Consider the following 12,954-nt stretch of genomic DNA (forward strand, 5'->3'; position numbering starts at 1 on the left):
GTACCTATCCATATTTCTCTATCGACATTTTTTGTCAGATCATAAAGCGTTTACATTAACTTTTTTTGCTGCTTTGCTGGTAAGACGACATCATGATCGTGTAAAATCAGGACATATGAAGGAGTGAACGTCCAACATGGAGTACGTGATTAAGTTCATCTACGGTTTTATGCTGCCGCCCGGATTGTTCGTCACGCTGACTGCAGCCGCCGCAGTGTGGCTGTGGAGGCAGAAGCGGAAAGCAGCCTGTTTCTGCGGCGCTTTTTCGGTGCTTCTCTACCTCTCATTCCTGCCGCTGACCGGAGCCCTGCTCGTTCATCCGCTGGAAAACAGGTACCAGCCGCCCGCACAGGTAAACGGTGATGTGATTGTCATGCTCGGTGGCGGCGCCACAGAGGGCACGCCGGATCTAAACGGGACCGGTCAGCTTTCCGGCGATGCAGCGAACCGGCTTCTGATGACGTACCGTTTATATCAGAAGACCGGACTGCCGATCATCGCCTCAGGGGGAAAGGTGTATCCGGACAGCGGGCGTGAGGCGGATATTGCCAGGCGGGAGCTGATTGCTCTCGGTGTACCGAAAGGAAAGGTCATCGCCGAAAATCAGAGCCTGACGACACGCCAGAATGCGGTCAATACGGAAAAGATTCTGAAGCAGCGCCGCTTTGTCCGGCCGGTGCTGGTCACCTCCGCGTTCCACATGCCGCGCGCTGTTCGAAACTTTCAAAAAGTCGGTGCCCAAGTGATTCCGTACCCGACCGATTATCTGGTCAGCAAACGGATCGCCCTTTACCCGGCGCAATTCGTCCCGTCCGATGCCGCAACAGCGGCGACTGCGCTTAAAGAATACGCCGGTCTGCTGGCAACACTGTTTTAAAATAAATGATTATTCATTGTCTCTTCCCGTGAAGGGTGATCTATTCTTTCCCGAATGAGTTGAAAGGATAGGCAACTTAAAAAATGACCGGTGAAAGGGATCCGCGATGCTCATATTTGTTGAAGTGATTCTGCCTGTATTTCTGATCTTTGTCAGCGGGTTTATCCTGCAGCGGGTCTTCCTGCTCGATATTAAACCGATATCGACACTCGCCGTATATCTGCTCCTTCCGTTCCTCGTGTTCGAAACATTTTATACAGAGCCGCTGGATATGAATTTTTTCTATATTGCGCTGACGTCTGTACTGATTATGGCCGTGCTGATCGGTGCCGGTGTTGTGCTGTGCCGGCTGCTGCATTACGATAAGAGTGAAACCAATGCATTTCTCCTGTCCACTGTTTTTCCCAACAGCGGGAACTACGGCATTCCGATTGTGCTCTTTGCATTCGGCAGACAGGGTGTTGCGTATGCCATGCCGCTGATGATCTGTCATGCGATTCTGATGGGCGTTATCGGAATCTACATTGCCGCAAACGGTCGCGGCGGCGTGAAGGTATCGCTGAAGACCGTGCTGAAGCAGCCGATGAACTATGCGATGATTGCGGCGGTGATTCTGCAGCAGCTGCATATCTCGATCCCGGGTAATTTTCTGAAAAGTATTGAGCTGGTCGGTAATACGGCAATCCCGGTCGTCATGATCATTCTCGGCATGCAGCTGGCTAATGTGACCGTGAAACAGATCAACTGGGGGCAGATCGGTCTTGCATCCGTCCTTCGTCTGATCATTTCCCCGCTGATTGCTTTAGCCGTCTGCCTGATGCTGCCGGTCGGTCCGCTGCTGAGAAATGTCATTGTTGTCATGGCCGCGATGCCGAGCGCTGCAAACACGACGCTTTACGCCATTCAGTTCAACGCCCGGCCGCAGTTTGTCTCCAGCTGTACACTGATTACGACACTGCTCAGTGTGGTGACGCTAACGGTTTTACTTAATTTTGTTTAATTTTTTTCATCTGGCTTGTGCATCTGAGACACCAGGTGTGCACAGACTATGATGATAACATTTACATACCACTGATCAGGAGCAATGTGAAGAGAGGGGTGAACGTATGATTCAGATTTTGCCATCGATTCTGGCAGCGGATATGGCCAGACTTGCAGAAGAAATTCATGAAGTGGAGCAGGATACAGACTTCATTCACGTCGATGTGATGGACGGCCATTTTGTTCCGGAGATCGCGATGGGCGCCCAGGTCGTCGCTGCTGTTAAGCAATCCTGTGATGTGTCGGTCGATGCGCATCTGATGGTCGAAGAACCGATTCACCTGCTGCCCTCCTTTCTGAACGCAGGAGCGGAGATGATCTCAGTCCATGCCGAAGCCTGCAGGCACCTGCACCGTGCCGTCCAGATTATCAAGAATGGGGGCGCGAAGGCGGGCGTTGCCTTAAATCCGGCAACACCGGTCACAGCGATTGAACCCATCTTAAGCGATCTTGACTGCCTGCTGATCATGACTGTGGATCCCGGCTACGGCGGCCAGGTATTTCTGGAAACGATAACGGAGAAGATCCGGAAAGCTCGGCGATTGATCGATTCCAGAAATCTGCCGGTTGTGATCGAGGTCGACGGCGGGATCAATGCAGAAACGCTGCCTGTCTGCCGGAAAGCCGGGGCTTCACTGTTTGTCGCCGGCTCGGCGATCTTCGGCCAGACGAACCGGCATCTGGCGATCGAGACACTGAAGCAGTCGGCACGATCCGTTAATAAATAATAAACCGGAGGGACCATCATGAGAAAATCTGTCGATCAGCTTGCTGTTGATACACTCCGGATGCTGTCGCTAGATATGATCAGTCAGGCAAATTCCGGCCATCCCGGTCTGCCGCTTGGCGCCGCTCCGATGGCCTATACCCTCTGGTCGCGCTGTATGACTTTTAATCCGGACAATCCGCACTGGTTCAACCGCGACCGTTTTGTGCTTTCTGCAGGGCATGGCTCGGCATTGCTGTACAGTCTGCTGCACGTTTTCGGTTACAGCCTGACGGTGGATGATTTGAAGGCCTTCCGAAAACTCGGGAGCCGAACGCCCGGTCATCCGGAATATGGTCTGACACCCGGCGTTGAAGCGATGACCGGCCCGCTCGGTCAGGGCTTCGCTATGGCAACAGGTATGGCGATCACAGAAGCGCACCTGGCCGGTCAGTTTAACCGGCCCGCCTTTCCGGTCGTCAATCATTTTATCTATGTGCTCTGCGGCGACGGGGACTTGATGGAGGGAATCACTTCAGAGGCGGCTTCCCTCGCCGGTCATCTGAAGCTGGGCAAACTGATCGTACTGTATGATTCGAACCGAATCACGCTGGATGGCGGCAGCGACCGGTCGTTCACAGAAAATGTGCAGGATCGGTTCCGGGCTTACGGATGGCAAACCTTAACGGTGGAAGACGGAAATCGTCTGGATGACATTGACGAAGCGCTGCGAAAAGCGAAAGCGGACAGCCGCCACCCGTCGCTGATCGAAGTGCATACGGTGATCGGTTACGGCGCGCCGGACATTCAAGGAAAGCATACGGCACACGGTGCACCACTGAGTGCAGAGGAAATGACATTGACGAAGAAGGGCTACGGCTGGACCCACGAACCCTTTTTCGTGCCGGATCCGGTCTATCGCAGATGTGCTGAGAGCGGTGCACGCGGACGGGCTGAGGAGGCCGCATGGACTGAACTCTTAAAAGACTTTGCCGCAGTGTATCCGGACGAAAACCGGGCGCTGAACGAAGCAATCGAAGGAAAAATACCGGATGGTTACGATGCAGCGCTTCCCGACTATAAAGTCGGTACACAGGCGGCGACACGCAAGCTGTCCGGCGACATTCTGCAGAATCTGGGCCGGAGTATTCCGTTCCTGTTCGGCGGATCGGCGGACCTGTTTTCATCGGTGCAGACGTATCTGAAAGGGGAGGGCGACTTTCAGCCGGACAGCTATGCCGGGCGCAATATCTGGTTCGGCGTGCGGGAATTCGCCATGGCCGGAATCGTCAACGGCATGACGCTGCACGGCGGCGTCAAAGCCTATGGATCCACATTTTTTGCCTTTTCCGACTACCTCAAACCGGCGCTGCGGGTGGCCGCACTGATGAAAATCCCGTCGATTTTTATCTTCACCCATGACAGCATTGCCGTCGGAGAAGACGGACCGACGCATCAACCGGTGGAGCAGCTGGCCGGGCTCCGGGCGATGCCCGGTCTTCAGGTCATACGCCCGGCCGATGCGGCCGAGACGCGGGAGGCGTGGAAACTGGCTGTTGAAAGCACACATCGTCCGACGGTGCTCGTGCTGACCCGCCAGAGTACGACCACGTATGAAGGTGAGGTGTTCGGTGCCCCGAAAGGCGTAAGACGCGGCGGCTATATTGTATCGGCAGCCGACCCGGCAAAGCCGGAGGCGGGCATCCTGATTGCGACGGGTTCCGAAGTGGGTCTAGCCATCGAAACGCAGAAGCGGCTCGCTGCGGAACACACCAATGTCCGCGTCGTCAGCCTGCCGTCATTTGATCTGTTTGATGCTCAGGGTCAGGCTTACCGGAACCATGTACTGCCGCCGGAACTGACGGTGCGTGTCGGTATCGAGATGGCCGCTTCATTCGGTTGGGATCGTTATGTCGGTCCGGACGGCGGTATGGTCGCCGTCGACCGGTTCGGCGCGTCGGGAAAAGGCACGGACGTGACCGCTGCATACGGCTTTACCCCGGAACATGTCGCTGACGTATTCATGCATTTCCTGAAAGCGGCAAAATGACCGGTCTGTGCTGTTTTCTCGGGCCATTACGTTCCTTTTAAAAAATATAAATTCAGAGTGAACCCGGATTGCTTTTTATCCGGGCTTTTTGTGCCTTCCCATGCAGGAAAATGATTACAATGCGCACAGCGTTTTTCAAAACCGCGTGAAAAAGACGGTATTAATTGTCTGTGTAAGCGCTATTACAATGTAACTGTAGTCAGAGGATGACAATAACCAATGGATAAAGGAAGGCGTTTGAGGATGACTGAATCCTGGCTTGGATTAGAGAAAAAAGTAATTGTCGTAACGGGCGGTGCTTCAGGGATTGGCAAACATATTGTCGCGACCCTGGCAGCAGCCGGCGCACAGGTCGTTGTCTGTGACATACATGTGAAGACCGGAGATCAGAGTGAGAATGGCGTGTACTATGTACAGATGGACGTCACCAGCAAGGAAAGTGTTGAGAACATGGTTTCTCACGTCGCGGCAAAGTTCGGCGGAATTGACGGACTAGTCAATGATGCCGGCATCAATCTGCCGCGCCTGCTTGTTGATTTTCGCGGTGAAAAGCCACAGTATGAACTTAGTGAAAAAGATTTTAATCTGATGATCGGTGTCAATGTGAAAGGCGTGTTCCTGACCTCTCAGGCAGTGGTTCGTCAGTTCCTGAAGAAAGGTTCCGGCGTGATCGTCAACATTTCTTCTGAAGCCGGTATGGAAGGTTCGAACGGCCAGAGTGTTTATTCGGCAACAAAGGGCGCCGTGAACGGGTTCACACGTTCCTGGGCCAAAGAACTGGGCAGCCACCATATTCGTGTCGTCGGTGTCGCACCGGGGATTAACGAGAAAACCGGACTGACGACGGATACTTATAATGAAGCGCTGGCGTATACAAGAAACATTTCCGTCAGCGAACTCGGCACGGATTACTCGAAGGCCATCCCGCTCGGGCGCCCCGGGAAACTGGACGATATCGGTAACCTGGTCACTTACCTGCTTTCCGATCGTGCCGCATACATCACCGGTACAACCGTCAACATCACCGGCGGAAAGTCCAGAGGCTGACTGACGCCGACCCGACCGTTTATAACAAAAGACGCGGAGGGATTAAATGGTCAAACTGGCACAGAAAGACCGTCTTTCAGCAATACTGAAGGAAAGCCGGTCGATGAACGAAATCAATTTGAAGCAGCTGGCCGGAAAACTGTCTGTTTCAACGCGAACGATCCGCAACGACATTCATGATCTCAACCGGGCGCTGAGCGGCATTGCCCAGTTTCAGCTGGTCCGCGGAAGTTACTGGCTTCATCTTGATGATGAGGCGCGTTACAGAAAGTTTCTTGCCGACCATGAACTGACTACTGAATCAGAGGATTCGTTAAAAAAACGTGATCAGGATCTTGCGCTTAAACTGCTGCGGGCAACAACAGCCCTGAAAATTGATGAACTGGCAGAATCGCTGAATATCGGCAGAACGACATTGATTGAGGATCTGAAACGACTCAGGGTGACTTTTGACAGCTTTGATCTTGAAATCAAGGGAAAGCCGAACGAAGGCATCCGTCTGTCCGGGAGCGAGTGGAAGAAGCGCATCTACATTTTGCAGAACAAGATTGATGTGCCGGAAGAATGGGGAAATGGCCTGGAAGGCTTGATCCGGACATTCTCCGAACGGTTCTTCCTGGAACAGCAGACCGAGACCGAGTGGAAACGTTACATTAAAGTCATGCTCCGGCGCATTCGCGACGGGCATCCCCTGTCCTGGGACGGCATTCCGGATTTTCTGACCGCAGCTCAGGATTCGCCCGAATTCCGGCAGGTCGGTGTCTTCTCCGATCAGCTCGAAAGTGCAACCGGTGAAAATTTTTCCGTGCTGGAACGCCTGTTCATCACGGTGCCGATTCTGGGCAGACGGTCGCCGGTCAATGTGCTGGATTTGACGAGCGTCCCGGTTTCGAAAAGCATAAAAAAAATGATTCGTGATATACAGAAGCAAGTTCAAAAAGAACTGAATATCTCCTTCTCCCTGGACAAAGTGGCGAAAGAGCTCAGCTATCATCTGATGTTCATGATGAACCGGCTGGTATTCGGCGTGAAGCTGCATAATTCACTGATTACGGAAGTCAAAAAGAAATATCCGCTCGCATATGAGATGGCAGAGATTGCTTATGATGTGATCTACCGTGACTATCATATTAAGGTGACGGACGCCGAACTTGGCTATCTGGCCTATTATTTCGGCATTATGCTGGACGAGCAGAGCAATCCGCTCATGGGTCTGCGGACCGTCGGCATTGTCTGCGATACCGGGCACAGTGCCGCACGTATTATTGAAGTGCAGCTTAGCAAGATTCTGACCGGTAAGGTTGAAAAAAAGCTTTTTTCATCCAATGCGGTGCAGGCCGGCGAGTTGAATCAGCTGGATCTGATCTTCTCAACGGTGCCGCTTGATTCGGCTGTACGCACGCCGGTCATTCATATCACGGACATTTTCGATGAACGGCTGCTGATGAAGAAGATCAATCAGCTTTTCGAACTGAAGCAGCTGGACGTAGCGCCGGATGAAGAACACTTTTCAATTCTGGGCAATCTGCTGGCAGAGGATCAGTTTTTCATCCTTGATGAACAGAAGTCTTATCAGGAAAATGTCGGGATGATGATCGCCGACCTGACCCGGAAGCAATATGTGGATGCAGGCTTTGCCCGGAGGATTGCTGACCGTGAGAAGAAGAGTCAGATGATTTTCAATCATGAAATTGCTTTTCCGCATGCGGTGAACAAAACGTCGCATGGGATCGTCCTGGCGCTGGGAATTTTTCATCAGCCGATCCGCGTCGGCCGGAAAGATGTTCGTCTGGTCTTTCTTCTCGGTGTTCCGGAAGAAAACAGCGATGAGAAGCTGCTGATTGACGTGTATGATGAAATGATTGTCTTATCCGGTCATCCGGAGTGGATCAATCAAATTTCCCGGGTAACCAGTTATCCGGAACTGAAGCGATTCTTCCGGACGGAATTCAAATAAACCGCAGGATTGAAAAGAGGTGGGGTCGTCATGCTGTTCTTCACACTGATGCTGTTTATCGGCGGTGCGTTTCTGTTGCAGATTTTTCTTGGTTATTTTCAGATGAGGCATATGTCCCGCGTCTTCATCGTTATGAGACGCCAGGGGCGTGTGGCGATCGGCCGGAAGCGCGGAAATTTACGCGCCGGAACGATTGTGTTTCTGGCCATCGATAAGAATGGGAAGATTCTTGATGCGCGAAAGATGCAGGGCGTGACGATTCTTGCCCGCTTTCGTGAACTGAAACCGCTGATCGGCGAACAGATCCAGTCTATTGATGAGAAAAAAGTAAGCGTATACAACAAATTGCTTCGTCAGGCAATTGCGGATGCCGTCACTAATTACCGAATTGTTGCCGAGGGTGGAACGATTGAGGAAAATCGCAGCACACCGCTCAGCACAACCCTGATCGGGATTAAATCCGTATTTACAGGAAAATTTCATTCAAAAAGACAAAAGGGGTGAACAGAATTGGATATACTTGTCTTTCTGGCCAAAGGCTTCATCGGATTATTCCAGTACGGTGCAAAAACCTTTATCTCCTGGATGAGCGGCATCGTACCCGTTGTTTTGATGTTACTTGTCGCCATGAACTCATTGATTCGCCTGATCGGACAGGACCGGATAAACAAACTTGCCGCGAAATCATCTAAGAATCCGCTGCTTCGTTACATGGTGCTCCCGTTTCTCGGGGCCTTCATGCTGGCGAATCCGATGGCACTGTCGCTCGGACGGTTCCTGCCTGAGCGATATAAACCGAGTTATTATGCATCGGCCGCGTACTTTTGCCATACGAGCAACGGTATTTTCCCGCATATCAATGCCGGGGAGCTGTTCATCTGGCTGGGCATTGCCCAGGGCGTTCAGAAACTCGGCCTTGATACGACGCCCCTTGCTTTAAGGTATCTGCTGGTCGGGCTGGTTGCCAACTTCTTCTGCGGCTGGATCACCGACTTCACTACACCATGGGTCGAGAAGCAGCAGAATGTCAAACTGAGTAAAGAAATAGAGATTAAATCATAAACCGGGGCAGGTGAATTAAAATGACAGAATATAAATCAGCAAAAGTAGTCAGAGGACATGGTGGTTTCGGCGGCCCGTTGATCATCACGCCGCGTGAAGGCAAAGATAAAATCGTCTATATTGTCGGCGGCGGCAACCGTCCGGCAATCGTGGATAAACTCGTCGAACTGACCGGAGGGGTTCCGGTCAATGGATTCAAAACCAGTGTTCCCGATGAAAAAATAGCAGCAATCATCATTGACTGCGGCGGGACACTGCGCTGCGGCATCTATCCGAAAAAAGGAATTCCGACGATCAATGTGATGCCGACCGGAAAGAGCGGCCCGCTGGCTCAATATATCACGGAAAAGATCTATGTATCGAATGTTACAGTTGATCAGATTTCCGCTGCTGCCGGTCCGGCTTCGAATGAATCCGAACAGGATGCAGGTGCCGGAGCACAGCAGCGGCAGTTCAAATACAGTACAGACAAAACGATTTCGAAAACGAAAGCAGCCAGTGATCAGCAGAGCGTGCTGACCCGGATCGGGCTGGGTGCCGGGAAAGTCATCGATACCTTTTATCAGGCCGGCCGTGATTCGATCCAGACGATGTTAACGACGATCCTGCCGTTCATGGCCTTTGTGGCGATGCTGATCGGCGTCATTCAGGGGTCCGGAATCGGCACGCTGTTCGCAAAAATCATGACCCCGCTTGCCGGCAATATCTGGGGGCTGCTGCTGATCGGGTTTGTCTGCTCACTGCCGTTCCTGTCGCCGCTGCTCGGACCTGGCGGCGTTATCGCCCAGATTATCGGGACACTGATCGGCGTTCAGATTGCTCAGGGGAATGTACCACCGCAGCTGGCCCTTCCGGCGCTGTTTGCCATCAATACACAGAACGCCTGTGACTTTGTTCCTGTCGGTCTCGGCCTTGCCGAAGCCAAACCGGAAACTGTTGAAGTCGGTGTTCCATCGGTTCTCTATTCCCGCTTCCTGACCGGTGTTCCGCGTGTTGCTCTTGCCTGGCTGTGCAGCTTCGGACTTTATGTGAAATAAAAAGATTAACAGATACGATTCTGAAGGAGGGCAGATGGTATCCGTACTTAAATCAGCGGACACCGAAATAAGATGAAAACCATTTATGAAAATCATGTAAAAAGTATCGGGAGTATGGCTCATGATTTTTTACAGGAGAAAATGCTGATTTTGTTCGGTGATGAAGCACCGGCAGGACTGAAAGACTACTGCTACGCGGTAGATCTGAATCCGATCGACGGAAAGATCACCACCGATGATCAGGTCGTATTCAATGACCAGGTCTATCGGATCACTGCCGTGGGTAACCTTGTTCAGAAGAATCTGGTTAACCTGGGCCATATCACGATGAAATTCGACGGCAGTACCAAGGCCGATCTGGCAGGTACACTCTATCTCGAAGATAAAGAAGTTCCCAACATTCAGGTGGGTACGAAGATCTGCATACAGGGATCTGAATCCGACAAGAAAGAAGACGGTGTTTCCGCCTGAAACCGGATGAATTACAGAGACAGGGGGGTCCATAATGGGCTCCTCTTTTTTGCCGGTCACATAAACCGGGTACCGGTGTCATACCCTCCGGAAAGGGAAACTGTTTTCAGGGAGAGTGGCAAAAATGGATCTGATTCAGCCGACAGAAACAATCGAACTCATTCATGAGAACGGAAACTGGCAGCTTGGACGGGGAAAGGGGTTCTCGCCGGTTCAGTTGGTTGCGGCCTCGGCGGCTGCCTGCAGTGCCTATGTATTTGAAGAATTACTGGATCAGCGGCAGATTTCCTACCGATTGGTCCAGGTATCGGTGGATTACACAGAGAACCCGTACCCGCCGAATCCGATTGCGCAGATTGATGTCCGGCTGCTGCTTGAGGCGGCGCGGCCGGTGCAGGAAGCGGTGAAGCAGATTTTTTTAGAGATTCCCGGCCATTGTCCAGTGATTCAGTCATTGAATCCGAATATCCGGAGCAATGAATCGGTGTATTTTACCTCCTAAAAAGGCATGAAAGCAAAAAACGACCTATAATTAAGTCGTGAGGGCCTTTTGAGAAAGATGCAAAGGCATGATTCGCGCAATTTTTGAGAAATACGCGCAGTTATCTTGGAATGCGCGCAATTTTTGAGAAATACGCGCATTTTTTCCGATTTGCGCGCGATTTCCAGCAAATGCGCGCATTACCAGGGGGGAGCGGAACGGTGAAGGCGCAGACGGAATTTTATTATGGCGGCGACTATAATCCGGAGCAGTGGGATGAATCGGTATGGGCAGACGACATGCGGCTGATGAAAAAGGCGGGTGTCAATTTCGTCAGCATTAACATATTCAGCTGGGCGCTGCTGCAGCCTGATGAAGCAACCTACGATTTCCACACGCTCGACCGGATCATGGACATGCTGGCGGCAAACGGGATCCACGCCGATTTGGCTACGGCGACCGCCGCGCCGCCGGCCTGGATCGCGCGGGACTACCCGCAGTCGCTGCCGGTGGACATCAACGGTGTGCGCCTGCTGCCCGGATCCCGGCAGCACTACTGTCCGAACAGTCCGGATTACAAGCGGCTGGCTGCCGCGCTGGTTGAGCGACTGTCCACGCGCTACAGCAGCCATCCGGCACTGACGATGTGGCACGTGAATAATGAATACGGCTGTCATGTCAGCGCCTGTTACTGCGACACGTGTAAACTTGAATTCCGGCACTGGCTGCAGCTGAAGTACCAGACGATCGACCGGCTGAACCGCAGCTGGTCAACTGATTTCTGGAGCCAGCACTATTATCACTGGAACGAGATCAACCTGCCCGGGAAGATGCCGACGCATCACAATCCGAATCAGCAGGCAGACTACATGCGGTTCATGAATGCATCGATCCTGAATCTTTTTAAAATGGAACGGGCCATCCTCAGAAAAAATGCGCCGGGCATTCCGGTGACGACGAACCTGATGGGTCTGCACAAGCCGATCAACGGGTTCATGTGGGCAAAATATATGGATCAGGTCTCCTGGGACGCCTATCCGGATCCCTTCTGGAACGTTCCCTATGACTATTTTATGGCACACGATCTGACGCGCGGCCTGAAAAAGAAGCCGTTTCTGTTAATGGAACAGGCGCCCGGCGCGGTCAACTGGCGCGGCGTAAACGGGGTGAAGACGCCGGGCCGGATGCGGCTGTGGAGCTATGAAGCGGTCGCTCACGGCGCGGATGGCGTGATGTTTTTCCAGTGGCGCGCATCACGTGGCGGCGCGGAAAAGTTCCACAGCGGTATGGTGCCCCACTCCGGCGATGAGAACAGCCGCAGTTTCCGGGAAGTCGCGGCGCTGGGGCAGGAATTGAAGAAATGCCGTGAACTGGTCGGTGCCGCCAATCCGGCCCAGCTGGCGATCGTCTTTGACTGGGAGAATTGGTGGGCCCTCGAAATGGATTCGAAGCCTTCCAGTCTGGTGCGTTACACAAAACAGCTGGGCAGTTACTATCGGGCACTGCGCGAACTGAATATCGCCGTCGATTTTGTCCATCCCGATGAGGACTTGTCCGCCTACAAGGCCGTATTTGCGCCGGCAAGCTATCAGGTCTCGGCGGATTTCGCTGAAAAAGTGAAAACATATGTCCGGAACGGCGGTGTTTTTCTGACCCATTTCTTCAGCGGGATTGTCGACAGTAATGACCGGGTTTACCCCGGCGGTTATCCCGGAGCCTACCGGGATGTGCTCGGTATTTCTATCGAAGAGTTTGCACCGATGCCGAAAAATCAGGTGCATCAGATCCATACGCCGGAAGGGGACGCGGAGATCCGGATCTGGGAAGAGTGTATCCATCTGAAAGGTGCGGAAGCTCTGGCCACTTTCAAAAACGGCTACCTCGCCGGGCATCCGGCGGTGACGCGCCATACATACGGACAGGGCGCTGCTTATTATGTCGGCACGCAGCCGGACAACGCGTATTTGCGGAAACTCTTCGGCGATGTGCTGGAGGAAGCGGGGGTTCAGGCGCCGCTGACTGTGCCGGAGGGTGTCGAAGTCGCGCTCAGGCAGAATCACGGGTATGATTATTACTTTGTGCTGAACCATACCGGCCGGCAGAAAATGTTTGTCGTTTCCGGCAGCTATGAGGATCTACTGAACGGCAAGCCTGAAGCCGGAATGATCACCCTTCCGGCCCGCGGCGTAAAAATTTTAAAGAAACAGCAACAATGAAGAGGCGTG

12 protein-coding genes are annotated in these 12,954 nt (G+C 52.7%); all 12 read left to right on the top strand.

The window, feature by feature from the left end:
* The first annotated feature begins 136 nt into the window (after positions 1-136).
* Positions 137-877, top strand: coding sequence for a YdcF family protein (locus tag D889_RS0106310; RefSeq protein ID WP_010631567.1), 741 nt, complete (start codon positions 137-139; stop codon positions 875-877).
* Positions 878-983: 106 nt separating this feature from the next.
* Positions 984-1,877: an AEC family transporter gene (locus D889_RS0106315; protein WP_010631566.1), complete on the top strand. Its 894-nt coding sequence runs from the start codon at positions 984-986 to the stop codon at positions 1,875-1,877.
* Positions 1,878-1,983: 106 nt separating this feature from the next.
* Entirely contained in the window at positions 1,984-2,646 is a 663-nt protein-coding gene (rpe, locus tag D889_RS0106320) for a ribulose-phosphate 3-epimerase (RefSeq protein ID WP_010631565.1), read from the top strand.
* An 18-nt stretch (positions 2,647-2,664) separates the two neighbouring features.
* Positions 2,665-4,674, top strand: coding sequence for a transketolase (tkt, locus tag D889_RS0106325; protein ID WP_010631564.1), 2,010 nt, complete (start codon positions 2,665-2,667; stop codon positions 4,672-4,674).
* A gap of 243 nt (positions 4,675-4,917) precedes the next feature.
* Positions 4,918-5,721: an SDR family oxidoreductase gene (locus D889_RS0106330; RefSeq protein ID WP_010631563.1), complete on the top strand. Its 804-nt coding sequence runs from the start codon at positions 4,918-4,920 to the stop codon at positions 5,719-5,721.
* A 46-nt stretch (positions 5,722-5,767) separates the two neighbouring features.
* Complete coding sequence (locus tag D889_RS0106335) at positions 5,768-7,678, top strand: BglG family transcription antiterminator (protein WP_010631562.1); 1,911 nt, start codon at positions 5,768-5,770, stop codon at positions 7,676-7,678.
* Between the two features lie 30 nt (positions 7,679-7,708).
* Complete coding sequence (locus D889_RS0106340) at positions 7,709-8,182, top strand: transcriptional regulator GutM (RefSeq protein ID WP_010631561.1); 474 nt, start codon at positions 7,709-7,711, stop codon at positions 8,180-8,182.
* Positions 8,183-8,188: 6 nt separating this feature from the next.
* Positions 8,189-8,740, top strand: coding sequence for a PTS glucitol/sorbitol transporter subunit IIC (gene srlA, locus D889_RS0106345; protein WP_010631560.1), 552 nt, complete (start codon positions 8,189-8,191; stop codon positions 8,738-8,740).
* A gap of 20 nt (positions 8,741-8,760) precedes the next feature.
* Entirely contained in the window at positions 8,761-9,777 is a 1,017-nt protein-coding gene (gene srlE, locus D889_RS0106350; protein WP_010631559.1) for a PTS glucitol/sorbitol transporter subunit IIB, read from the top strand.
* Positions 9,778-9,849: 72 nt separating this feature from the next.
* Complete coding sequence (locus D889_RS0106355) at positions 9,850-10,248, top strand: PTS glucitol/sorbitol transporter subunit IIA (protein ID WP_010631558.1); 399 nt, start codon at positions 9,850-9,852, stop codon at positions 10,246-10,248.
* 124 nt (positions 10,249-10,372) lie between these two features.
* Entirely contained in the window at positions 10,373-10,750 is a 378-nt protein-coding gene (locus tag D889_RS0106360; protein WP_018962218.1) for an OsmC family protein, read from the top strand.
* Between the two features lie 200 nt (positions 10,751-10,950).
* Positions 10,951-12,945: a beta-galactosidase gene (locus tag D889_RS0106365; RefSeq protein WP_010631556.1), complete on the top strand. Its 1,995-nt coding sequence runs from the start codon at positions 10,951-10,953 to the stop codon at positions 12,943-12,945.
* Positions 12,946-12,954 lie beyond the last annotated feature (9 nt).

The sequence above is a fragment of the Sporolactobacillus vineae DSM 21990 = SL153 genome (assembly GCF_000377985.1).
In the GTDB taxonomy this organism is placed as follows: Bacteria; Bacillota; Bacilli; order Bacillales; family Sporolactobacillaceae; genus Sporolactobacillus; species Sporolactobacillus vineae.

Coding starts and splice junctions, on each gene's coding strand:
- D889_RS0106330 (WP_010631563.1), top strand. CDS start 4,918: ATGACTGAATCCTGGCTTGGATTAGAGAAAAAAGTAATTGTCGTAACG.
- D889_RS0106310 (WP_010631567.1), top strand. CDS start 137: ATGGAGTACGTGATTAAGTTCATCTACGGTTTTATGCTGCCGCCCGGA.
- tkt (WP_010631564.1), top strand. CDS start 2,665: ATGAGAAAATCTGTCGATCAGCTTGCTGTTGATACACTCCGGATGCTG.
- srlE (WP_010631559.1), top strand. CDS start 8,761: ATGACAGAATATAAATCAGCAAAAGTAGTCAGAGGACATGGTGGTTTC.
- D889_RS0106335 (WP_010631562.1), top strand. CDS start 5,768: ATGGTCAAACTGGCACAGAAAGACCGTCTTTCAGCAATACTGAAGGAA.
- D889_RS0106340 (WP_010631561.1), top strand. CDS start 7,709: ATGCTGTTCTTCACACTGATGCTGTTTATCGGCGGTGCGTTTCTGTTG.
- D889_RS0106355 (WP_010631558.1), top strand. CDS start 9,850: ATGAAAACCATTTATGAAAATCATGTAAAAAGTATCGGGAGTATGGCT.
- D889_RS0106315 (WP_010631566.1), top strand. CDS start 984: ATGCTCATATTTGTTGAAGTGATTCTGCCTGTATTTCTGATCTTTGTC.
- D889_RS0106360 (WP_018962218.1), top strand. CDS start 10,373: ATGGATCTGATTCAGCCGACAGAAACAATCGAACTCATTCATGAGAAC.
- rpe (WP_010631565.1), top strand. CDS start 1,984: ATGATTCAGATTTTGCCATCGATTCTGGCAGCGGATATGGCCAGACTT.